General features: G+C 42.9%; 37 protein-coding genes. 32 read left to right on the top strand and 5 right to left on the bottom strand.

All coding sequences use genetic code 11. The features are described 5' to 3' along the window. Positions 1-238: 238 nt before the first annotated feature. The 5 genes from OB236_RS38280 (at position 239) to OB236_RS38260 (ending at position 4,559) form a co-directional block, all read left to right on the top strand. On the top strand, positions 239-1,375 hold the full coding sequence (locus tag OB236_RS38280; RefSeq protein ID WP_262688724.1) for an AAA family ATPase: 1,137 nt from the start codon (positions 239-241) through the stop codon (positions 1,373-1,375). Continuing rightward, positions 1,362-2,585 (top strand): CpaF family protein, encoded by a 1,224-nt coding sequence (locus tag OB236_RS38275; protein ID WP_262688723.1) that lies wholly within the window; start codon positions 1,362-1,364, stop codon positions 2,583-2,585. The genes OB236_RS38280 and OB236_RS38275 overlap by 14 nt, the downstream gene beginning before the upstream one ends. A gap of 51 nt (positions 2,586-2,636) precedes the next feature. Further along, positions 2,637-3,482 carry a type II secretion system F family protein gene (locus tag OB236_RS38270; RefSeq protein WP_262688722.1) on the top strand — a complete coding sequence of 282 codons (846 nt, stop codon included), beginning with the start codon at positions 2,637-2,639 and terminating at the stop codon, positions 3,480-3,482. Positions 3,483-3,545: 63 nt separating this feature from the next. Continuing rightward, on the top strand, positions 3,546-4,361 hold the full coding sequence (locus OB236_RS38265) for a type II secretion system protein (RefSeq protein ID WP_262688721.1): 816 nt from the start codon (positions 3,546-3,548) through the stop codon (positions 4,359-4,361). Between the two features lie 57 nt (positions 4,362-4,418). Further along, complete coding sequence (locus OB236_RS38260) at positions 4,419-4,559, top strand: Flp1 family type IVb pilin (RefSeq protein ID WP_262688720.1); 141 nt, start codon at positions 4,419-4,421, stop codon at positions 4,557-4,559. Positions 4,560-4,563: 4 nt separating this feature from the next. Here the strand turns inward: OB236_RS38260 and OB236_RS38255 are convergent, their stop codons facing one another. The 5 genes from OB236_RS38255 to OB236_RS38235 all read right to left on the bottom strand — a co-directional run bounded on the left by OB236_RS38255 (position 4,564) and on the right by OB236_RS38235 (position 7,800). Next, positions 4,564-5,982 carry a recombinase family protein gene (locus OB236_RS38255; protein ID WP_262688719.1) on the bottom strand — a complete coding sequence of 473 codons (1,419 nt, stop codon included), beginning with the start codon at positions 5,980-5,982 and terminating at the stop codon, positions 4,564-4,566. 10 nt (positions 5,983-5,992) lie between these two features. After that, entirely contained in the window at positions 5,993-6,304 is a 312-nt protein-coding gene (locus OB236_RS38250) for a recombinase family protein (RefSeq protein WP_262688718.1), read from the bottom strand. Between the two features lies 1 nt (position 6,305). Then, entirely contained in the window at positions 6,306-6,728 is a 423-nt protein-coding gene (locus OB236_RS38245) for a hypothetical protein (RefSeq protein WP_262688717.1), read from the bottom strand. Then, positions 6,715-7,320, bottom strand: a complete 606-nt coding sequence (locus OB236_RS38240; RefSeq protein WP_262688716.1) for an ImmA/IrrE family metallo-endopeptidase — start codon at positions 7,318-7,320, stop codon at positions 6,715-6,717. Before OB236_RS38240 ends, OB236_RS38245 begins: the two co-directional genes overlap by 14 nt. A gap of 96 nt (positions 7,321-7,416) precedes the next feature. Continuing rightward, entirely contained in the window at positions 7,417-7,800 is a 384-nt protein-coding gene (locus tag OB236_RS38235) for a helix-turn-helix domain-containing protein (RefSeq protein WP_262688715.1), read from the bottom strand. Between the two features lie 165 nt (positions 7,801-7,965). Here OB236_RS38235 and OB236_RS38230 point away from each other — a divergent pair, with 165 nt between their 5' ends. The 27 genes from OB236_RS38230 to OB236_RS38100 all read left to right on the top strand — a co-directional run bounded on the left by OB236_RS38230 (position 7,966) and on the right by OB236_RS38100 (position 22,115). After that, the gene (locus OB236_RS38230; protein ID WP_262688714.1) at positions 7,966-8,199 is read left to right on the top strand and encodes a helix-turn-helix transcriptional regulator; all 234 of its coding nucleotides are present in this window, start codon (positions 7,966-7,968) and stop codon (positions 8,197-8,199) included. A 45-nt stretch (positions 8,200-8,244) separates the two neighbouring features. Next, positions 8,245-8,415: a hypothetical protein gene (locus tag OB236_RS38225; RefSeq protein ID WP_262688713.1), complete on the top strand. Its 171-nt coding sequence runs from the start codon at positions 8,245-8,247 to the stop codon at positions 8,413-8,415. Between the two features lie 124 nt (positions 8,416-8,539). Next, positions 8,540-8,776: a helix-turn-helix domain-containing protein gene (locus OB236_RS38220; RefSeq protein ID WP_262688712.1), complete on the top strand. Its 237-nt coding sequence runs from the start codon at positions 8,540-8,542 to the stop codon at positions 8,774-8,776. Next, positions 8,769-9,071 (top strand): hypothetical protein, encoded by a 303-nt coding sequence (locus tag OB236_RS38215; protein WP_262688711.1) that lies wholly within the window; start codon positions 8,769-8,771, stop codon positions 9,069-9,071. The genes OB236_RS38220 and OB236_RS38215 overlap by 8 nt, the downstream gene beginning before the upstream one ends. Next, positions 9,064-9,315: a hypothetical protein gene (locus tag OB236_RS38210; protein WP_262688710.1), complete on the top strand. Its 252-nt coding sequence runs from the start codon at positions 9,064-9,066 to the stop codon at positions 9,313-9,315. Before OB236_RS38215 ends, OB236_RS38210 begins: the two co-directional genes overlap by 8 nt. Before the next feature lie 25 nt (positions 9,316-9,340). Then, complete coding sequence (locus tag OB236_RS38205) at positions 9,341-9,601, top strand: hypothetical protein (protein WP_262688709.1); 261 nt, start codon at positions 9,341-9,343, stop codon at positions 9,599-9,601. A gap of 38 nt (positions 9,602-9,639) precedes the next feature. After that, on the top strand, positions 9,640-10,692 hold the full coding sequence (locus tag OB236_RS38200; RefSeq protein ID WP_262688708.1) for a DUF4373 domain-containing protein: 1,053 nt from the start codon (positions 9,640-9,642) through the stop codon (positions 10,690-10,692). Next, on the top strand, positions 10,689-11,000 hold the full coding sequence (locus tag OB236_RS38195; protein ID WP_262688707.1) for a hypothetical protein: 312 nt from the start codon (positions 10,689-10,691) through the stop codon (positions 10,998-11,000). The genes OB236_RS38200 and OB236_RS38195 overlap by 4 nt, the downstream gene beginning before the upstream one ends. A gap of 12 nt (positions 11,001-11,012) precedes the next feature. Beyond that, positions 11,013-11,426 carry a hypothetical protein gene (locus OB236_RS38190; RefSeq protein WP_262688706.1) on the top strand — a complete coding sequence of 138 codons (414 nt, stop codon included), beginning with the start codon at positions 11,013-11,015 and terminating at the stop codon, positions 11,424-11,426. Continuing rightward, positions 11,426-12,040: an HNH endonuclease gene (locus tag OB236_RS38185; RefSeq protein ID WP_262688705.1), complete on the top strand. Its 615-nt coding sequence runs from the start codon at positions 11,426-11,428 to the stop codon at positions 12,038-12,040. The genes OB236_RS38190 and OB236_RS38185 overlap by 1 nt, the downstream gene beginning before the upstream one ends. Positions 12,041-12,101: 61 nt before the next feature. Then, positions 12,102-12,251 (top strand): hypothetical protein, encoded by a 150-nt coding sequence (locus OB236_RS38180; protein ID WP_262688704.1) that lies wholly within the window; start codon positions 12,102-12,104, stop codon positions 12,249-12,251. Positions 12,252-12,269: 18 nt separating this feature from the next. Next, on the top strand, positions 12,270-12,410 hold the full coding sequence (locus OB236_RS38175; protein WP_262688703.1) for a hypothetical protein: 141 nt from the start codon (positions 12,270-12,272) through the stop codon (positions 12,408-12,410). Positions 12,411-12,749: 339 nt separating this feature from the next. Next, complete coding sequence (locus tag OB236_RS38170; RefSeq protein ID WP_262688702.1) at positions 12,750-12,905, top strand: hypothetical protein; 156 nt, start codon at positions 12,750-12,752, stop codon at positions 12,903-12,905. A gap of 51 nt (positions 12,906-12,956) precedes the next feature. Then, complete coding sequence (locus OB236_RS38165) at positions 12,957-13,622, top strand: hypothetical protein (RefSeq protein ID WP_262688701.1); 666 nt, start codon at positions 12,957-12,959, stop codon at positions 13,620-13,622. Between the two features lie 103 nt (positions 13,623-13,725). Then, positions 13,726-14,100: a hypothetical protein gene (locus OB236_RS38160; protein ID WP_262688700.1), complete on the top strand. Its 375-nt coding sequence runs from the start codon at positions 13,726-13,728 to the stop codon at positions 14,098-14,100. Continuing rightward, the gene (locus OB236_RS38155; protein ID WP_262688699.1) at positions 14,090-14,818 is read left to right on the top strand and encodes a hypothetical protein; all 729 of its coding nucleotides are present in this window, start codon (positions 14,090-14,092) and stop codon (positions 14,816-14,818) included. The genes OB236_RS38160 and OB236_RS38155 overlap by 11 nt, the downstream gene beginning before the upstream one ends. 68 nt (positions 14,819-14,886) lie before the next feature. Then, positions 14,887-15,795 (top strand): adenine nucleotide alpha hydrolase family protein, encoded by a 909-nt coding sequence (locus OB236_RS38150; protein WP_262688698.1) that lies wholly within the window; start codon positions 14,887-14,889, stop codon positions 15,793-15,795. 145 nt (positions 15,796-15,940) lie between these two features. Next, a complete protein-coding gene (locus OB236_RS38145; RefSeq protein ID WP_262688697.1) occupies positions 15,941-16,225 on the top strand; it encodes a hypothetical protein in 285 nt (94 codons plus the stop codon). Positions 16,226-16,340: 115 nt separating this feature from the next. Then, positions 16,341-16,484, top strand: a complete 144-nt coding sequence (locus OB236_RS38140) for a hypothetical protein (protein ID WP_262688696.1) — start codon at positions 16,341-16,343, stop codon at positions 16,482-16,484. A gap of 6 nt (positions 16,485-16,490) precedes the next feature. Beyond that, positions 16,491-16,841 carry a hypothetical protein gene (locus OB236_RS38135; RefSeq protein ID WP_262688695.1) on the top strand — a complete coding sequence of 117 codons (351 nt, stop codon included), beginning with the start codon at positions 16,491-16,493 and terminating at the stop codon, positions 16,839-16,841. Beyond that, complete coding sequence (locus OB236_RS38130; RefSeq protein WP_262688694.1) at positions 16,822-17,028, top strand: hypothetical protein; 207 nt, start codon at positions 16,822-16,824, stop codon at positions 17,026-17,028. Before OB236_RS38135 ends, OB236_RS38130 begins: the two co-directional genes overlap by 20 nt. 112 nt (positions 17,029-17,140) lie before the next feature. Then, positions 17,141-17,512 (top strand): hypothetical protein, encoded by a 372-nt coding sequence (locus tag OB236_RS38125; protein WP_262688693.1) that lies wholly within the window; start codon positions 17,141-17,143, stop codon positions 17,510-17,512. Positions 17,513-18,046: 534 nt separating this feature from the next. Further along, a complete protein-coding gene (locus tag OB236_RS38120) occupies positions 18,047-18,865 on the top strand; it encodes a YecA family protein (RefSeq protein ID WP_262688692.1) in 819 nt (272 codons plus the stop codon). Between the two features lie 49 nt (positions 18,866-18,914). After that, complete coding sequence (locus tag OB236_RS38115) at positions 18,915-19,103, top strand: hypothetical protein (protein ID WP_262688691.1); 189 nt, start codon at positions 18,915-18,917, stop codon at positions 19,101-19,103. A gap of 46 nt (positions 19,104-19,149) precedes the next feature. Beyond that, the gene (locus tag OB236_RS38110; protein ID WP_262688690.1) at positions 19,150-19,710 is read left to right on the top strand and encodes a tyrosine-type recombinase/integrase; all 561 of its coding nucleotides are present in this window, start codon (positions 19,150-19,152) and stop codon (positions 19,708-19,710) included. Between the two features lie 259 nt (positions 19,711-19,969). Further along, the gene (terS, locus tag OB236_RS38105) at positions 19,970-20,698 is read left to right on the top strand and encodes a phage terminase small subunit (protein ID WP_262688689.1); all 729 of its coding nucleotides are present in this window, start codon (positions 19,970-19,972) and stop codon (positions 20,696-20,698) included. Next, the gene (locus tag OB236_RS38100) at positions 20,685-22,115 is read left to right on the top strand and encodes a DEAD/DEAH box helicase family protein (protein ID WP_262688688.1); all 1,431 of its coding nucleotides are present in this window, start codon (positions 20,685-20,687) and stop codon (positions 22,113-22,115) included. The genes terS and OB236_RS38100 overlap by 14 nt, the downstream gene beginning before the upstream one ends. The last annotated feature ends 9 nt before the right edge of the window (positions 22,116-22,124 follow it).

Here is a 22,124-nt window from a genome sequence, read left to right as displayed (position 1 = left end):
ACAATATAAGGGTTGAAAAAACCATTTATTGTGCTATAATCAACATAAATATGAAAAACAAATGCGGAAGCACCGCTAAACAAGAAGTTTCTTGTTTAGCGAGTGCTTTTTTTGCGTTCGTATTTGGATAAGGAGGGGCACACATTAACAATAAGGTGAAGGCTGCCATCGTGCTGGCGATTGTAGCGGTTATCCTTGTGGCCAGTGGGATCATGCAAGTAAAGGGGGAGATGTAGGGATGGGAAAGATGAGACTCGTTTTGTTGGAGGAAGATCATTATTTCGTCGATATGTGTTCTTCCTATATTCGTACCTCTGAGCATGCGGAGAAGTTTATGTTTACGACGTTTTCGAACAAGGAACAAGGCTTTGATTATATCGAGCGGTCTAAAGAACCCTATATTTTATTGGTGCATGAAAGCTTTATGCCACTTCCAGAAAGGGTTTTTCAACAACAGCATGGTTGTTTGATCATTCTAAGCGATGTTCCTGTGGCTGCGGATGTGATGGAATATCCAATCTTGTGCAAATACCAGCCGCTGAATCAGTTTGTTTCTCATATTATTTCACACTTTAATGAGTATACGTCGAGCCCAAGATTAAGAGGCAATCATTCGGCAGAGATCATTTCCGTGTACTCCACAGTTGGCGGCAGCGGCAAAACGGTCACAGCGACTCATTTGGCACGAGAGCTGGTCTATCAGGGGAAGCGGATATTTTATTTGAACCTGGAACAGCTGCCCTCTTTATCATGGCTGGAGGCCGGCTTGAAACAGGAAGAAAACAATTTATCGCGCATTTTGTACTATGGGAAAACGAGTGAACAATTACAGACGGCAAAGGTAGAGCTGTATAAGAGACGGCATCCGGTTATGGGTTTTGATTATTTTCCGGGTATGTGCGAGCCAGCAGAAATGGAGGAAATTACAGATAAGGATACACAATCGTTGATACGTTCGGTGCTTGCAACAGGAGCCTACGATTACATTATCCTTGATTTGGATTCAGCGCTTCAACCCAGAACCAAAGCTGCTTTGCGGATTAGTGACCAGGTCCTATGGTTAGTGCTTGATGATCGAGTTCATTGGGACAAAACACAAGTATTAATGAATCTGCTGCGTTCATGTCCAGATGATCATGAGGCGGATTGGGGACGTAAGCTTTATGTAGTCGTGAATAAATTCAATGGAAATTTATTGAATGACCGCTCAGCCTTGCCTGTTGCGATTGCTGGGTATTTGCCCTATATTCCGGAATGGAAAGCACATGCTGCTGTTGAAGCCTTGCAAGTAAGAGGGGTTTTCAGTGAAGGGCTTTCCAAGTTGTCCTTACTATCCTCATTCCGGGCGGAGGCACACACCTATGCTGTCGGATGAAGATTTCGCTGGCTTAAAACAAACGATCAAAGAAAAGCTCGATTTAACTTATTCCGTGACGGACCAGCAGCTTATGGATATGGTGGAGCAGGAGGTATTTGCGCTATCCTTTGACCACTACCAGACCGCCGGGCAAAAACACGCTTTGGTACTGAGACTTTTTAACTCATTTCGAGGTTTGGATGTTTTGCAGCCCTTGGTTGATAATCCAGCGGTTACGGAGATCATGATTAACCGTCACGATCAAATATTTATTGAGCAGGAGGGTCGTGTCCGATTAACAGAAGTGAAATTCGAAAGCAAGGAGAAGCTGGAGGACGTCATTCAAGCGATTGTTGCCAAGGTAAATCGTGCGGTCAATGAGGCTAATCCTATCGTGGACGCCAGGCTGTTGGACGGTTCACGTGTCAATGTGGTGCTCTCGCCTGTAGCACTTGAAGGGCCTGCCATGACAATCCGTAAATTCCCAGAATCTCCTCTGACACTGGATAATTTGATAGCCAGAGGTGCATTAACCCAGGAAGCGGCTGATTTTCTGATAAATTTGGTGAAAGCCAAATACAATCTGTTCATTGGTGGTGGTACAGGCTCAGGGAAAACAACCTTTCTTAATGCTTTGTCGCAGTATATCCCAGACGATGAAAGGATCATTACAATCGAGGATTCAGCCGAGCTGCAAATCCGAACGGTACCAAATCTGGTGCGCATGGAAACTCGAAATGCCAATACGGAAGGAAAAGGCGAGATCACGATACGTGATTTGATCCGTTCCTCGCTGCGGATGAGACCCAATCGAATCATAGTTGGAGAAGTACGCGGCGCAGAGGCCCTGGATATGCTGCAGGCAATGAATACCGGGCATGATGGCTCTCTTTCAACCGGCCACGCGAATTCAAGCACGGATATGCTCAGCCGACTGGAAACGATGGTGTTAAGCGGTGCAGCGCTGCCCGTTGAAGTTGTGCGCAAACAGATCTGTTCAGCCATTGATATTATGATTCATCTTCAGCGGCTTCGTGACCGTTCGCGCAGAGTGACTGAGATCAGTGAGATCATTGGCATGGAAGGGGGCGAGGTCAAGTTGAATCGGTTGTTTGAATTTGTAGAAAGGGGAGATGACAAGGAAGGTCGTGTGATCGGTGAGCTTAGGCCGACCGGTAATGTGCTGACTAGGCAGGACAAGCTGGCTATGTCGGGCTATGCTCTGTAAACCGAGTCAAGGCAACAAAGCAAAAGGTTGCAATGGAAAGGAGGCAGTGGCTTGTATTTTATTGTGGTGGCAGTATTGCTGGGCGGTGGCCTTTGGATATTTTTCACTTCCAGACGCTCGAATAAACCCAAACAGGTATCAACGGGTCCTCAACTGCTCCAGTACAATGTGTACGAGATGACCTCGGCAGAATTAATCGTTACAGTGGTAATAGCTATGGGAATTTTGGGTGGGATTGGTTATGTATTTTATCAGCATATGATTGCTGCATTATTGATCTCATTGGTCGGACTCTACTATCCCAAAATCCGTAGAAAAGATCTTATCCGTAAACGCAAGGCGCTGCTTCAATTGCAATTCAAGCAAGCACTGGCTTCGTTGTCGTCAGCCTTGGGGGCAGGTAAATCGGTTGAAAATGCATTCCAGGAAGCATTGGTTGATTTAAGATTGCTGTATCCGGATCCACGGGCACTCATTGTGAAGGAGCTAGAGACGATTAATCGGCGAATTGAAAATGGAGAAACGATTGAAATGGCCCTGAAGGATTTAAGTGAACGGACACAGATTGATGATATTCAGCAATTTACAGAAGTATTTGCAACCTGCAAGCGAACGGGAGGCAACCTGGTTCATGTCATCCGGCGTACGGCTTCCATCATTCAGGAAAAGCTGGATATTCAGCAGGAAATTGCGGTCATGATGGCGCAAAAACGTTTTGAATCGAGAGTACTTGCTTTTGCACCCGTCATCGTAATCGCCGTGCTTAGCTTCAGTTCTCCGGACTACATGGAACCGATGTACAAAGGGATAACGGGATATTTAATCATGAGCGCAGCATTACTGATACTTCTTGGCTGCTTTGGCATTACAAAGATGATTATGAATATTAAGGTGTGATGATCGACTATGTACATGCTGGCCTTGCTGTGTGTAGAGCTTGTAATCACTGGAGTGATTTTAATGCTGGCAAACCCGCTGTATAAGGGATTTGTCAAGGAGCACCAAGTGTTGTTAAAGCCTACTATTGTTGCTCCTGTGTCGTTGTGGCTGATGGACAAGCTGAGGGTAGCCGATCGGTTGCCTGAAAGTATCTCGAAGATACACCATATGATGTTTGGCTTATACGGAAGTAAGACGGCTATGATTCGTACCAAATGTTTTATTGTCAGAATCCTTTCGTATTCGATTCTGATCGTCATAGGAAGTACTTTTCTTGGATGGGCTTCGGATGTAGGAGCGGAAATGCTTGCTTATGGAAGTGGGCTTTTACTGTTTTTACCGTTTCTCCTGTACAAAAATCTGGCAAGTCAGCTTCTCAAGAAGAAAAGACAAATGCTGCTTGATCTGCCGGAAATGGTGAATCAAATTGTACTGCTTGTAAATGCAGGAGAAACTGTGCAAAAGGCGTTGATGCGCTGCATTGAGCGAAATCCAAATGTACAGAAAAGTCCGTTGTTAACGGAGCTTTCAATAGCTGCTTATGAAATCGGTATGAACGCCTCTTTCACTAAATCAATGGAAGATTTTAACAAGCGATGCGGGGTTCAGGAGGTATCCTTATTCACAACTACACTGCTGCTCAATTACAAAAGAGGTGGTGATGAGCTGGTGATGTCACTCAAGGAGCTGTCTTTTACTTTATGGGAAAAACGAAAATCCATTGCCAAGACACTTGGAGAAGAGGCATCGTCCAAAATGGTGTTTCCGATGGTGTTCATATTCCTGGTCGTCATGATTGTGGTAGCGGCACCGGCAATCCTGATGATGGAGCAATAAAGGCAAATGAATTATAAATACGATGGTTCAACTACTATGAGGATGGAGAGTGTTTGTATGACGAAAATAAGTGTTGTGAATAAAGGAATTCAGAATTTCTGGAGCGATGAGGATGGGCTCGGGACGTTGGAGATTTTGCTGATCGTAGCGGTGCTTGTGATTATAGCAATAGCTTTACCGAAGTGTACAAAAGTATGAACAGTTATACCCAATCAACTCCGGTAATCGACCACACCTTATCTACTTTAAGAATTGTAATTGATTTGAACAAAGCACTTATGAAATCCTTCTTCGTCTCGCGTTCCAGATAGCCCCAATTTTCCTGCAACTGCTTAACGGACTCCCATAATTCAACCCGAGATAAAACGGCCTGTGGCACCTCGCGTATTCCTTCCAATTGGACTTGCAGTTCTTGAACGCGTACCATTTCCTCATCAATTAGTTTTACATAATCATCGTAAGGAAGTTTGCCATCGCCAAACGCGTACTGCCAATTCTTTCTGCGTTGCTCACTCCGATCCAAGTCCCTTTCAATCTTTTTTCGTTCAGCAACGGGATCATCCTTTGTCACGGCCACCTCTTTGTAATCTATTCCCAAATCACCAATTGAAAAATGAGCAAAGAACATTCGTTCGAATTTTAATTCAGACAGATCACTCTGATCACACTTCCCACGTAGTTTGTTGAAGCAGCGATAGTAATAGTATTTATTCCCGATCTTTGGCATCATCAAGCCGTGGTACGGCCCCCCACACCTATCACACCGAATGATTGTGGAAAATGGATAGTCGTAACTAGACCGAGACAACTCTCCACGTGATCGACGCCCTATAATGTCTTGTGCTTTATCAAATGTTTCTTGATCAATGATGGCATCATGGGATGCATCCCTAATAATTCTTTCGGACTCAGGTTTATCTTTTAACTTCCAATGATTCTTTCCGGTGTACGTATGATTTTTAAGAATTTGTTCTATTGTCGACCCGTGAAAAATACCACCGCGGAGACCGGGTACATTCTTTTTATTTAGTATTTTAGCAATGGTGTGGTATCCATTCTTTTTCTCAATGAGCAATTGAAACACTTCGCGGATAAATTCTGCTTGATCAGGCACAATATCAAGCTCGCCTTTTTCATTCATTTCGTATCCATAGGGCGCGAAGGCGTTACGGAATCCTTGTTCAGCTCGCTCAGTCAATCCCTTTTTTACTTCTTCACTCAAGTTCTCCCTAAACATCTGGGCGAATATCCCGAGCAGGTATACGAACATACGCCCCATCGGTGTGGAAGTATCTATGTTTTCGCTTGTGGATACAAGCTTGATGTTTTTTTTGTTTACCAACTCTACCAAATCGTATAGGTCAGATATGTTGCGGGTCAGTCGATCCAGTTTATGGACTACAATTGCATCAAACTTTCCGGACTTCAAGTCTTCTAGCATTTCCTTTACACCTGGGCGGTTTAAATCTTTTGCAGATACACCGGGATCTGTATAGATACGCAAAAGATCCCAGCTCTGCAACCGGACGTACTGAATTAGATTTTCGTATTGAGCTTGCAAGGAGAAACCTTCTTCGGCTTGGCTGGCGGTAGATACACGTGTGTAAACAACTGCTTTCATAACTGACCTCCTATTTTGTAAGCTGTTTGACGATGACGATCTGAATGAATGGGTTCCCGAGGTCATTTAGGAATTTTTCAGTTAAGGCAGGATCTTGGAAAAGCCGATCTGCACCTGTGATCATCAATATATCGTATTTCATGCATTCAGTAGCGAACAATTTGAGGCCATCGCGCTCCTTAGTGTCTTCTGAGATACCGGGATCATCGTAAATACCTGTTATAGTCCAGCCTTGTTCCATAGCGTACTCTCTACATAATTCAATTTGTGAGGCTGTGCTTTGAAGTTCAGTAGATGTTCGTGCATAAATAGCAACTTTCATATTAATCTCTCCATTCGTAAATTCGTCTTAAATTAGTTTTTAATAGAATTTCCAGATCGTTTAGACTCACAATAAATTGCTCAATTTCATCGATATAATTATGTGTGTGCTTACTTCCTTTTGCCAGTTTCTCAATACGCGCAAGAACAAGCGGCAAGTAGATACTGAATTGATTAGGTTTTATTGGGTCAATATATAATTCATCCAGAAAAATTACTATGCTCCCTACGTCCTCGTAATGGTCTTCAACATGTAACTGCTTATGAGGCGTGTCTAATGGAAAATAAAGAAACGCTTTATGCCACTTAATTTGTTTGTCACCGAAGTGAATTGCCAATCTAAAAGGTTCCAAAATCAATCCGTCTAGTCCTTGACGTTCCTTATAATGCAAGTAAAATATTCCACTACTATCAACCCCCTCCATATCTATCATCCCATTTACGGCCAAGTTCTGCTTGTAGGTTCTTTATGTATTCAGCAGTAATATAGCTGGTATCAGGCTTCTTACGTTTTCGCCATTCTCTGTCCAACTGATTTTGGTATATCCTGTTCTGTATCTGTCCAATGCGCTTACGAACAAGCAAAATCGGCAAACAAAAAGCTTCAACAAGTACCTTCTCAAAAATAGCAATGGTATGTGCTTCATAGATAAATTTTTCAATCATATAAATAGGCATGGAGGCGTAAAGTTGGAAATGAGATGCTTGCTCCTCTTGATATTGAACAAAAGTTTTAGGCAATTTGTTTTGATTTCCTACATGCATCGCTATATGACCGAGTTCATGGAAAAAGTCTTTTCGTATTTCATCCTCACTTTGATCTAATTCGAGGTAAACTAAACAGAAATCGTCGTCCCAATATACTTTAGTTTTCCTTGAATGAAAACGTAACTCAGCATTAAATATTTCTGCTATATGTCCAATATCGAGATCGGTGACATGATAGATACCATTTATTTGATAAATATTATTAATCCGTAATTCCAGATTGGTAGAGTTATACAAAGTAAGGTTCATATAACACATCCTTAAATTTATGTATAAATTATGGGATCATATGTTCTATCTATGCGCGAAAGAAAAGCCCTAGAGGGGCTCAAATTTGTTGTACTTTTAGTCTTTGTTTCCTTCTTTTTCCCTCATTCTTTTTTCTTTCAATGCACGGAACATTTCAAGTTCCTCTTCCAAATGCTCGATTTCCTCATCTGTTAAATCTTCTAGCCTTTTAGCTCCCCCATAAGCTGCGTAGTTAATACCGCTCATGTCGGGAAGTTTTCTCTTTGAGTTGTAAGGTGTTGGTTCGTCTGTCCTACCCAATAGATAGTCTGTGCTGGTATCGAAAAAATCCGCAATTTTTTCTAGCGTTGCATAATCAGGCTTTCTATTCCCACTTTCATACGCCGTATAAGCAGGCCGTGTTATGCCTAAGTAATTTGCCATATCTTGTTGTGTTTTATTTAAATTATTCCGCATCTTGGTCAACCTATCAGGTTTCATAAGCACCACCGATCACTGACAATATTATTCCCATTGTATCAATGCGTTACATAAAAATAAATGTAACGTTTCGATACTTTTGTTATTGACATGTAACGAAATGATACATATAATAAAATTGTGTAGTAACGTTTCGCTACATGGATGAAAGGAGGGGTAGGGGGAATGGAAAGAAACTGGCTTGTAGAGATTCGTAATATTAAGGAATATACCCAGGAGCAAGTAGCGGACTTATGCGAAATCAAGAGGCCATATTATACAATGATAGAGACTGGTAAGCGAAGGCCAAGTGTTGATGTTGCAAAAAAAATTGCGATTGTCCTTGGTTTTGAATGGATAATTTTTTTTGCCATTGATAGTAACGATTCGTTACATGAAAATGAACATTCTGCAGGTTAATCGTGGTTGAATGAAATCAAATATCAGACCAAAGGAGAGGATTGTATGCCAAACTACATCACTTTTAGTGATGAAATTCCGCTGGAGAAGAAATTGCTTGTAGTGTCGTCTCTAAAGATACCTCAGAACGTACTTGAACGGATGGCGATGGATATACGAAAGAATAAGCCAAGGGAAGAAACGCCCACCGCCGAGCGGCAGCGGGCAGAGGCATAAGCGAGTCGGCTATACGGGGGTTGATTTCAAGGAGAGTATCGGAGAGAAGAAAGTAACTTATGAAAATATCATACCTCCTTTATCCAAGATATACCATTCCAATATGGAAAGGAGGTTGTCACAAATGGTTATCACAGCCAAGGATTTATCTGTAACGCTTCGAGCGTTAAGAGAACGAGCTAAGTACACGCAGGAACAGTTGGCGGATTATCTTGGCATCGCGGCTGCGACGATCAGTAAGATCGAAAACGGTCATCGCGTTCCAGATGCTCTTACATATGAGAACTGGGTGTACATCTGTATCCATCCACCAAAACGATTCGAAATTTACTACGAAGGGAGACAAGGGCTGCATGCCTGAAAACATCCAAACATTTTTTATGGACATGCTTCGTGAAGAAGGATTAAGCTCTGGCACGGTATATGCTTCTGGGATCATCAAAGCCGGATCTATCGCTACAAGGGCAGCGGATTTTAAATCCCAGGAGTCCATACAAGAAATGACGGCAAGGATTCTGAAAGAAAACAATTGTTATATAGACGGCAAAAAGGCCGCTGGCAAGGGCGGCCTAAATGTTAATGAATTAGAAAATATGACTACACCGAGCATACCAAAGTTTAGGCAACCTGACAAGGGGGTACATACAGATGGCTAAAACAAAAAAACGCTCGATGGAATGGACATATAAGCAACTTTGCCAATCGCTGGCAGAAACAGAGTATGCGCTTGGAAAAGGGAGATCTGTTATTAGAACGGATGTACCAGGTGGGCGCTCCGATCAGCTTAAATACATGGAAAAACACTACCCCACTCAATACGCGGAGTACGTCGAGGCTTGTGAAGTTCGAATGACAAAGCCTGTTGATACAAAGGCAATCCTTGCAACTATACCAGTTTAACAGCTTGATCTTATCAAGGAGGTGATTGGAGATTCATAGAACGATATGGTTCCAAGGGCATGAGTATGTTGTCATAAAAGAGTATGACGAAGCACACTATCACGCCTATCGGATAGTCAGCGGATATCTCATTGAATTTTACCGTTATTGCAGAGGTGCCGAGTTCGTGTATATGGACATACCGGAAGTCATGCAGGCTGCTTTAGGTCACATGAAATACATGGAAGAAGTCCAAGCCCGAGAGGATCAGGAAGCCCTGAATTTCGAGCTTGGACAAGCGATATAGGCAGGCAGCGGAGCTGCTTAGTAAAGGCGGTGCAAAACTTGAAAGATGCGTATTACTTCTCGCACGACAGTAACGCGCGCGTAGACCCTAAAATATTAGCCATGCGCGGCGTGTACGGCGCTGCGGGGTATGGATGGTATTGGATTCTTATTGAAATGATGCGTGATGAAGGAACGCATAAGCTTGGGATGCAATCGAAATACGCATTTCATGCGTTCGCATCACAAATGCAATGCGAACCACAAATATCGGAACAATTCATTAAAGATTGCATCAATGAGTTTTCGCTATTCAAGTCAGACGAATCACACTTTTGGAGCGAATCGTTACTGCGGAGAATGACCAGAAAGGAAGAAAAATCCGAAAAGGCGCGCAAGTCAGCCGAGGCGCGATGGGGGAAAAATGCCGCGTCGAATAAGGGTTCTCCTGATGGAATCAATGAAACGCAATGCGATGGGGATGCGAACGCATCAAAAAACGATGCTATAAAGGAAAGTAAAGTAAAAGAAAGTAAAGAAAATAAAAGTAAAGAAAATAAAAGTAAAGAATTAAAACCTAAAGATACTCCTTCTCGGCAATTAAAATATGCCGAGGACAGCCCTTATTATCAACTTGCTCAATATCTTTTTTTGAAAATAAAAAAATGGACTGAAGCCCTTAACGTGCAACATGCACTTGCTAATACAAACATACAGACGTGGGCTTCAGATATGCGGAAGCTAGTCGAGATTAATAAAGCGCCTGAAGATGAAATACGTAAGGTGATTGATTGGGCGACAGCGGACGAGTTTTGGCAGGGCAATATTCTATCGGCTGGCAAACTCAGATTGCAATACGCAAAACTGCTGGTTGAAATGGCGAAGGGTAGCCGACCACGCAATCAAAGCAGGAACCCAACCAGGTATCAAAATCAAAAACGGGAGTTACAAGTGGTTCCCTCATACCAAAAACCTGATAACAACAAAGGCCGCGATGAATATCGCTTAGCGCTTGACCGAGCGCGTGCAGGATCTGGACAAGCACCGATCAGCGATGATGAGTTTGAGTCCAAGTGGAATGAACGTGTCGCTAAGATGGTAGGCGCAATATGAGTGACTTGCATTTCCTTGTTGAAGATCCTCGTCCAGAACTAACGGACAACCACTTGTGGAACGCGCTGCTGCCATCAATATTTCTGTCGGGATTCCCGACTCGTAGGGCTTACGACATCGCATGTGCTCTTTGGACAGCAAGAGACTTGGGCACGATGATCAAACGCACACATCAAGCAACTACGTTAGAGCCATTAATAAAACCAATAGGCTGCTGGGATAGTGAGGAGCAATTCAGGGAGATCAAAAGTGCTTGTCTTAAGCCCTACTGGAAAGAAATCAAATACTTGCTGGATAAATTGCCATAGGAGGCGATTGGAATGAATAAATTAAAAATCCGTGAGGCTAATATATTCGAGCTTTTGAAGCAAGGAAAGAATTACACATACATGATACAGACCACCTCAATGAGCAGGTCGAAAATCGAAGTATCCATCGAAAGACTCAGGAAACACAAGGCCGTCGGTCTTTATAACCGTGCCACAGGAAAATTTGAGGTTGATCCTGATTTTCGTTACGAGATCGAACCAGGTAAACCAATAAACGACAAGGTTTTGATTACATCACAACCCCAGCACCACACCTTAATTAAAGGCATTCCACCTGAACTGATCGATAATGTTTTAAGGCAGTATGCTGAATATCCGGATCAAAGAAACAAAATCGCCAAGGACAACAATATCAGCAAATTAGTTGTCAACGCCATTCTGTTAGATCGAGGGGTGGGCAGTTAATGGCACTTCGCAGGAAGAAAAAAGAGTTGTCACCCCAGAAACTGGAGTTGTTCAGGAATTACAAGAAGAACCCGAGCGCAGCTGATCGTAACGATTTCCCTGGTGATGTAGCAGAAAGGCTCATCGTTGAAGCTAACGGAGTTTGCCAGTGCTGCGACCAAAGAAGGGATGCACATTCTCACCACGTTATGCCGCGGGCAAGGAATGGACGAGGCGTCTACGAAAATGGCTTACGAGTCTGCACCGATTGCCATGACTGGCTTCACGCTGATGAAGAGAACCTTCAGGTATGGATCTCTAAGCATATGGATATGTACGGCACTAATTTTTGGCTTGATGAAAAAGATTGGGACGAGTTTCATAGGCGCGAAGCAGCTGCAGCAAAGATTGTCATCCAGGAGCAGCGTAGAGAGTCCATAAAACACTCCTTCATCAGCATCGTAACCATGTGGCAAGGCAGGGAACTCAAGAAGAAAGAGGTCAAGTTGATCGAGAAGCTGCTTGCTGGCGAACGCGAAATGGACCTAATCAAGAACCTATTTGATATCAAAGCTCCAATCGAAGAACATCACGACGAAAATCAAACACGCATAGAGGAATTTCTTGCAAACTAAAAAACGGGAATCTGCTTAGGTTCCCTTTTGTTTGGTCAAATGTCGAAATTTGGAGGTAAATATGAGATTTAAGGTCGGCAAAGATGCTGAAAATTTCATTGTGGAAGGCGAGACAATTCAAGAAGCCCGAACAGCTGCGATGGAGGAAATAAAAAAGCGTGAATGGGATGTAAACGAATGTTTTTATGAAAAATTCGATGATAGGGACTGAGGTCGGTGATAGCTACCAATGAATTTTATAGCCCTGAACAGGCAGCGCAACATGCTATTAAGTGGTGCCAAGATAACCCGGGTTGGCAGCGGATTTGCGATATTGAAGGTGGCAGTGATCATTTATATCCCAGTTGGGAAGAGTTGCCGCAAAAAGTAAGGAGATCGTGGGGGGGCGACTTTCGAGACGGAGGCAAAAACGCTTGGGAGGAATTCGCGGTTAAAAAATGCAAAGCACCCTGCGGATTCGTTACAGGTAAGGGTGATTTCTATAGTTGGCAGGATCAAAACAAGATACCGTTCGGGCATAACATAATGATGGTGTTTAAGACAGACGAACTTCGATCTTAGAACTTGCCGTTAGGCCCCCATCCCGACAGAATAATCCCAGCGCCAGCGGGGGCCGACAGATTAATTCATTTCATTTTAAGGAGGAAACAAATAATGACCAGGCTTAAATTCGAAATGTGGGTATACCAACCCAAGCCAGGAGAAGTTAATGGTTACGTGTCTCGCTTTACAGACGGAAAAGGGAATTTCACAGATTCTTGGTGGAGCAGTCCTCCATCATCTATCGATCACGTGGGACCTGAATATTTACCCCAACGGCATCGGCACCCAAATGTTCGAAGCGTCCGGCATGAACTGTTTATAAAATCCAGGTTCAAAGATGAAATGGAAAGGTTGAAATCATTGGAGGCTCCCCATGGATAACATAAAGGATATACCCTATACGGCCCCCGTATCTATAAATTTGTACGAGGTAAGTTACCCGGCGGAGATGTTCGGCGACCATCCGGCTTACACCATTCTAAAAACGGCTGAGACAGCCGGGAAAGCTAAGTATGACGAATACATTGATGTGACGGATTGTTGGGATATTTCATTCATGGATTTCTGCAAATGTATTAGGGTCCGTAAGATCGGACAATCTGCACCACTACCAAATTCAGCTCCATTCAGGTCTCCTGAACGCATTGAACTTGTAAACCGATTGATCCGTGAGATCGGTGACCGTGGACGCCAATTCCTGTATTCCAAAAAGCATGAAAGGTATGCAGCGTTCCACTGGGCAAACGGTCGGCTTTGGTACACGGATGATTATACCGGCACACCAATGCTGATGGAAGAAGGTAAGGAAGGTAAGACTCGTGAACAAAAGCACGCATTTTCTCACGGCGGTACGTTATGGGGCTTAGTCAACGACTTTAGGGATTATATCTTCGGCGATGATGACGCAAACCATAACAACGGATATGGTGGGTTGTACTGCCAGCACTGGGGCTACCCTGCTGAAGACATTGAGGCCATAAGGGAAATAGCGATTGAACTTGGCTATCTAAAAAAGCCTGCAGTTAAGAGTGCGGTGTGAATAAAAAGTTACTTAATTGGCCGGAGGCCTCCAATCGACTGAATCCGCTTAACAAAGTGGAGGCCGCTGGAAGAATTAATTATTAGGATGGAGGATCAACCGAATGAGCCAAGAACGAATTGAGGAATTAAAGAAGCTGCATGAAATGTCCAGTCCTGAAATGGAAAAATTCCTAAAAAGCATTACTGCCACATTGAAAAACAAATCCACAAAAGACATGGTTTGGATCTTGCGAGGAATACCCAATGTTGTTCAGGGATATCACAGCGTCATAGATGAGCTATTTGAAGAGATTGACCGCATAGAGGCTGAACTCACCAAGGAACGGGAAGCCAACAAGAAGCTGCTGTCAGGTCTTGAATGGTACGGTAATGAATTACGCTACTACATGCCAACTGAGTTATTGAACGATAACGGAAGACGAGCACGTTACATCATATCAAGCGTGCAGGGAGGGAATGAACCCAATGAAGGATAGCTTGCCTAATATGGATGAAGTAGTAAGAAGGCCAGTAATTGATAAAACGAAGCTGTTAGGTCATATCGAAAATGAATTACGAACATATAAAGAACTTGGTGCAGACTTCGATGAGCGTAGACATGAATTGTTTGGTTTAAGGTCGGACATTATGGACGGAAAATTTGAAAGTGAAGCCAATAGGCTACTCATAGAGGAAAGAGAACAGGATAAGGCGGCAATCGAACGGTTATCAAACCTGCAGCTACACCGAATGGAAGTAGAGGACGGAGCGATTAATTTTCACATCAGCGGCGAGGCTGGCATGGCATTTGCATCAATTCTTGTTCGATTCTTTGAAGATAATGGTGGGAAAAACTTCTTCTCATTCGATATGAAACGTGGCGAAGAACATTTCGCGATCAATATTCAAAAGGTAAACGGAGTATTGTCGCCAACGGAAATGATGAATCAACAAGCTGGGCGCATAGCTGAACAGGATAAGGAGTTACGCCGCTTAAAGTTCGTCATGCTCGATATGAACGGAACTGAGGTGTATGAGGGTACTAGATGCGAAGTGTACATTGACGGAGAACCGCCTAACGATGGATGGGCTAAAGCTATAGTTAAAAGAGAGTCGGACGGATGCTGGATTTTTGATTTCTACGAAGGTGTTGAGTGGGACGATCCAAAGGAACTTTGCTGCAACTTTTCCAGTGGTTACGTGAGAGTAATTTAAGTAATCTCTAGCGGCCCGGGCCTATTCGTTCGGGTCGATGCAGGGCATAAGGTCAAAGGAGGAAGGTCATGAAAGAACTACACGTTCTATCGTTGGGCGCAGGCGTTCAATCGACAACCATGCTGCTTATGGCATGCCACGGAGAGATAACACCTAAACCTGATCTCGTTATCTTCTCAGACACTGGATGGGAGCCAAGGAATGTATACAGGCATTTGGAGTGGCTTAAAGCAGAGGTTAAAAAGTTTGGAGTAGAGATCATAACCGTCACAAATGGAAACATCAGGGAGGACATTTTCAACGCTGTAAATGATTCCACTCGGTTTGCCTCTCTACCATTTTTCACACTTTCAACCGTTCCCATTTACGAATACGAAGAGGAAGATGAGTTCGACGAAGATCAGGTATTGATGTTTGATGACTTAGAATTTGAAACGGTAGATAAGAAAGCCATTGGATATAAAGAGCAGAAAGGAATGGTCCGGCGCCAGTGTACGAGAGAATATAAAATACACGGTGTTCAGCAGGGAGTAAGAAGGCATTTAGGATATGAGAAAGGTCAGCGCGTGAAAGAGCTGGTTCACATGTGGAAAGGGATTAGCACCGACGAAATTCAACGTATGGATATGTCTCGTGATAGATGGATCGAGTTCCGGTATCCGTTGATTGAACAGGATATGAGCAGACAAGCATGCTTGGACTGGATGGAAGCAAAAGGCTACCCAGCACCACCAAAATCAAGCTGCATTGGGTGCCCGTTTCACAATGATGCGATGTGGTTGGACATGAAAACGAATGATCCGGAGTCCTGGAACGATGCGGTTTTGGTTGACAACGTAATCAAGCAGCTTCCGAGATTCAAAGGTAAAGCATTCTTGCATCGATCCTGCAAACCCTTAGCAGAGGTAGATTTCAACGAAAATCAGATGCTAATAGATAATTTCGTTAATGAATGTAGTGGATCATGCGGTGTTTAGGTCTTGCGCTTGCGCCCTCGGTCCGACCGAACAGCCCCAGCCGCCAAAGGCTATTTTATCTCTCTTCTAAATGATCTTTGATAATTGAATAGTGCGGCATGTTACTGTATGATTTTACCACTAGCCCATAAGAGGAGGTTTTTATATGGAGTGTCCTGGCTGCGGGAATGATAGTTTGATCCCTACGAAAAATTGCAAGCAATGTTCTGATAGGGAAAAACATTATAAACCATTAACAAAAGCTTATGAGTATGAAAAAGGCACATATTTCGTGACTTGGAAAATTGAAGACAGTCCTGGTGGGCGTACGTATGTTGGTCTTGATTCTCCGAAAGAGTTGGCTGTAATTTTGCAACAAAAGCGTCTTAATGAAGATGAGCCACGCGTGACTTATTTGTTTGCTAGGCTTCTGAGAGATCTATTTCAATAAATAAAAATGCCGCACTGTTCAATTGGACAGCGGCATTTTTATTTTTATCTAATAGGGTGGTGACACACCCTTTCGTTACCCCTTATACCAAGGAGAACAGAAGGAGGTACAGAGGATGAAACTCTACCACAAGCTCATGGCAGCCTATTACGGATGGTTGGCAGATCGCGAGTTGGAAACGCCAAATGAAACCGGAGACATGGTTTACCTTAATAGCTTCACCAAACACATTCACCACAAACAAAAATCGGGGGAGTGATCAAGAATGCCTAATCAAATAGGTTGGTACACAAAAGAAGAAGTATTACAAACACCTCTGCCCTACTACATCCCATCATCAGATCGTTGGACAAGCACCCCATACCCTTACGCTGTATTGCTCACGAAGTCCAGGTGCGCCGAACTCGGCATGCCAATCCTCCGAAATGGAGCAGAGAGGCCATCAGCTTTCAAATATTCAGCTAAAGCCGGAATAGGCACAGATGATAAAAAACATCGCTACATCCCATTGTACGATAGGACGAGCGTTTTCACGTCAAGCGAGCTGCTCCCAGACATTTTATACAAAGGCGAAATCATGGAGGGGGAAAAAGCAAATGCAACAAACACTATCTGAAGAAGATTCTATGATGGCATGGTTGGATAGACGGATCGAACCCTGCCAAGACGTCGTTACATTCCTATTTTATCAAAGACAATTTAAAAAAATGTGGATAGAAAGCTTTGGCAATATCGATTCTATACCCAAAGAGTATAAGGAAAAGGTCGCTCAAGCATATGCAATGTTACTCCTTTGGTCATAAAAAATAGCCCCAGCAATTAAGCCGGGGCCAAGTACCTCCAATGCTTTCTCAGGGCCGTTGGAGGTACATACATATCCTGAAACCATTATATCATGGGGGACGGGTGATTGTTATGCTAGTTATGCAAATGTGCGAATTATTTCCAGAAGCATCTGAAATGGATATCACCAGGACAAAGGCGCTATTAAAACAATATAAAGAGAAAAAGCACAAACTGGAACACTTCAACAAAAAACCTCCTGAAAATGATCAACAACAAGAAGCCTATTCAAAACTAATCACGTTCACGCGACTGATAGAGACAGCAGTCGATCAGATACTAGAACCAGACGTCAAAACGGTTCTTGAATATAGATTCATCAAAGGTAACTCTAGGGCAGCAACCATGCTGAGGTTCAGCGGCTGGAACTGCTGCGACAAAACCATAGACAGAAAAATCTTGGATGGTATTGAATCTGTAGCCAATACCATCCTGTACTTATAAAAATGTCCATTTCCTGTCCAAAAGCAGTCCAAATGATGTCCACAAAATGTCCGTTATTCAAGGGTACAGTAGACCTACAGAGCAAAACGCTCTGCAAGCGTCTGTTGTACCTTTTCATTTGTTACTTGATAACCTCAACATCTTATGACAGTCACAATATGAGGATATAGGTCGTTCGAAACGTCCAAAAGGACAAAGTAGACAGGGAATGTAGGTGCGGTATCCGAGGAGATCTCGGAGGTTCAGGAACCTTGCTCTGAAAAGCGACTCAAAATAATTTTATTAAAAAAGTAAGGTTGACTTGTCCCTTGCTCAGTGACACAGAATCTCTGTATCGCTGCGGAAGAGATAATAAGCCAATACGTAACTGCCGATGGCACCGGACAATTATCTGGAGGTGAAAGCCTTCATTTTAATTAACACGCCTTTACGTATAACCCAAGGAGCTGCGCCTGCAGCTCATTAAATACATGTCTGGATTAAAAAGGAAATAGTAGCCTCTTGTCGAAATATGTGATGGGAGGTGATAGAGCGATGGATAAAATAGGTAGAAATGATCTATGTCCTTGCATGAGTAGCAAAAAATATAAACAATGCTGTGGATTAACTGGAAAATGGGAGTTTTTTAAAAGAAGTGGGTATAATTATTATTATGAACCTTTCGTCTTAAACGAATTACTTTCAGGAGATGAAATATTTCTAAATTTTTATAGAAGTGAAAGGAAAAAGATTAAGAAAAATGTCTTGTTTTTTCAATCAAATACAATGAACTCTTCAGCTTCGTTTGGACATATCGGAGACAATCGCGAACAACATTATATCCAAACGAAAAATATTCAAATACCTTTGGATGCCTCATTTCATATTGCTCATGAAATTCAACATTTAATTTTATGCGACGAGGGTTATAAAATGCTTTTTTTAAAAGATAATATTAGTAATTCAGATAGTGGACTCAACAAATATTTTAATGACATGATTTATGACCCAATTGTAAATGGTAGATTGAAAACGTTTGGGTTTGATCTATTAAATTATTTACAGTCTGGAGATGAAGTACAGGAAAAAGCACTGATCACAAATACAACCGAAGAAGGTATGATTTGGATAGCAACTCTGTACGTGAAAAAGTTTTTAGATTACAAGAATTTATATCCGGAAATTTTAGCGCATGAAGTAGGGTTTAATAAGTTAATCGAGAAAAATTATCCGGAATTAATACCAGTTTGTAATGATTTACTTCGTATTGTTGAAGCAAATGGTTATCAGACACCGAGTGAAGCGGAAGCTTCGCTTAGAGCAACTTTGGACTGTTTAAACTTTAATCATATATTAATTCTACTCGATGTATAGAGCTACTTTGTAGCTCTTTTTTATTTATATTGAAAGGAAGTGAAAACAAATGACTAAAGGAAGATACGCTTGTAAAAGTGCACAACAAAAATATAAACAAGAATTAGAACCTCCAAAACTTTATGCTTATTTTACAGGTAGTGGCTGGGATGGCATTATTTCTAATTCTGAGTCGGATCAGATAAACGATATTGTAAAACATTCACTGTCCTTACGGGGGATTACGCTCAAGACTTAGATGCAGGTGGTGAAAATCAACAAAAAAGGAGATGAAGTGATATGCCATGAAATTCGTCCAACCTATCCGTTCTCAGCGCAAAATAGATGAGATCAAGCAGTACCTAAAGGATTTGAACCCACGCGACTACGTTTTGTTCATGGTGGGTATCACCACGGGATTCCGAATAGCAGACATCCTCTCGCTAACCGTCAAGGATGTTCGTGGAACGCACATCGAAGTCAGAGAAGGCAAGACAAAAAAATTAAACTCTGTGTTAATAAGAGAAAACTTAAGGAAAGCCTTGGATGATTTCATTATTGGCAAACAAGATCATGAATATTTATTCACAGGCAGGAGCAAAAAAAAGAAATCGGGTGAGGCTGGAGAACCGATCTGCACAAGCACGGCATACAAACTCTTGAGCCGAGTAGGCAGGCAGTATGGCTTGAAATCTATCGGGACCCACTCCATGCGTAAATCTTTTGGATACCATTATTACGAAGAAACCAAGCACATAGCGTTACTAATGGAAATCTTCAATCATTCAAAAGAAGAGATAACTTTGCGATATATTGGACAGAATCAAGACTCAAAAGATCGGGGCTTGCGCAGGTGGGAATTGTGAGTTCCCTTCAAATCAAAGCAAAGAGAACTCGGAAAAAACACTAAAAATTACTTCTATAATAAGCAATAAAAATTCACTCGTTTTTGAGTTCTCTTCCATATGTATTGAAAGGAACTCGATTACCAGTTATTAGGTAAAACAGAGGTTATGAAAAAATTTGGCCTCGCCATTTTCGTGAATTCCATTAGTAACGCAAAACGACGAGCGTTACTAATCAAATCGAGTCCAACTCAAATATTTTTGGAGGTGGTGAAATGTAGTGCCGAGGCCGAGAAGTGCCAAGAGAAAAAAAGCCATGAAAACATGGATTGAAAGTGGCCGGGAAATGCTTTTCACCGAGCTGGCAGACAAATTTAATGTGAGTCCATCCCAAATACGTAAATGGAAATTTGAAGATAACTGGGATGAAGAGCCTGACAAACGACCACGCGGGGCGCAGCCCGGAAACAAGAATGCAGAAGGTAACAGCGGCGGATCAGGCGGACCCGAAGGCAACGACAAAGCTTTGAAACACGGAGCCTATAGCAAGTTCTTGCCACAGAACCCGAGATTCCAAGAGCTGCTGCAAGCCGTCCAGCAAATGGACCCCATAGATATGCTATGGAACACTGTTGAGATCGCCTATGCAAAGCTTCTTTGGTCGCAGGATATCATGTTCGTAGAATCGAAGGAGGATCACGACAAGCTCATTAAGGGCGAGGGCGATGATTTTGTTGAATACGAGCATCACCGATCCTATAACAAGCAAGCTACAGACATCAGCGCCTATGCAACAATCTCAAGGGAGTTTAGAAGCGCAGTGAAGCAATTCCTTTCTATGGCTCCAGAGAACGACGAACGCCGTCTGAAGCTTGAGCTGATGCAAGTGCAGATTGATAAGGGAAAGGCAGAAGTCGAGGCCATCAAGAAAAAATCTACTGGCGGTGGCGATTCTGATGATCAGTTAATCGATGAATGGGTTGAGGCGGTAACGAATGAAAAAGGTTGAGGGTATAAATAAGCGGCTGGCAGCTTTTCAGAAGAGGATTGAAGTATACCGAAAAAGTCCGAACAGCTTTTTTAAGGAAATCCTGCTTTTTAATCCAGATGAATGGCAAGCTAATGTATCAAATGATATAGCCAATCATCGCTTTGTTTCCGTTCGATCAGGGCAAGGCGTTGGGAAGACAGCGCTGGAGGCTGCTGTTGTCTTGTGGTTCCTATGTTGCTTTCCGTTTCCACGTGTAGTTTGTACTGCTCCAACACGACAGCAGCTAAATGACGTTTTGTGGGCTGAGATCAGCAAATGGCAATCCAAGAGCCTGATCCTTAAGCGAATACTCAAATGGACAAAAACCAAGATATACATGCGGAAGCACGAAGAACGATGGTTTGCCACGGCCAGGACGGCCACTAAGCCGGAGAACATGCAGGGCTTCCATGAAGACAATATGCTATTTATTGTTGATGAAGCATCAGGCGTTGAAGATCGAATCATGGCAGCAATATTCGGTACACTCTCAGGAGACAACAATAAGCTCTTCATGTGCGGGAACCCAACCAAAACGAGCGGGTTCTTTTTTGACTCTCACAATAGGGATAGGTCGATATATCGAACGCATCAGGTTTCATGCCTGGACAGCCCACGAACGAGCAAAGAAAACATTGAGATGCTCAAGCAGAAATATGGCGAAGGCAGTGATGTTTGGCGCGTTCGTGTCGAGGGGCAGTTCCCAAGTGGCGAATCAGACACGTTCATATCACTGGAAGCAGCTGAGTTTGCCAAGAGCAGTATACGAATCGAACCAATAGGCAGAAAGCTTGTTGTTGGCGTGGACGTTGCGCGTTTCGGTGATGATGAAACTAGCATGTACGGAAGGATCGGCGGTAAGGTTGTAGGTCAACATCATCATCATAAGCAAGATACGATGGTTACCGCAGGCTGGGTATTACGTATGATCGAAGATATCAAAGTCAAAATACTTGAAATTGATGAGGTAGAGATTCGAATCGATGATGACGGCGTAGGCGGCGGAGTGACAGATCGTCTTAATGAAATCAACGAGGATCGAAGGCTTGGCTATTCAATTGTCCCGGTTCATAACGGCGCTAAAGCAGGTGATGATTATTACGGTAACTTAGGATCAGAGCTATGGGGTGATATTAAGGAACTGCTGGAAGAGAATATGAGCAATTTCATTCTTGGCAATCCGGGTGTATTGGAGCTGCCAGACGATGACAAGCTTGTGGCCCAACTATCAACACGGAAATGGCGCATGGGCAGCAATGGCAAGATATACCTCGAACGTAAAGAGGACATGAAGAAGCGTGGGCTACAGTCGCCGGACAGAGCCGACGCTTTTGTGTTGGCATTTGCTGAGATTGAAGGTGATGCAGGTTATTCATTTGGCACACTATCGTACTGAAGGAGGTGA

It is taken from the genome of Paenibacillus baimaensis (genome assembly GCF_025567575.1).
This window is presented reverse-complemented; position numbering and strand designations above follow the sequence as displayed.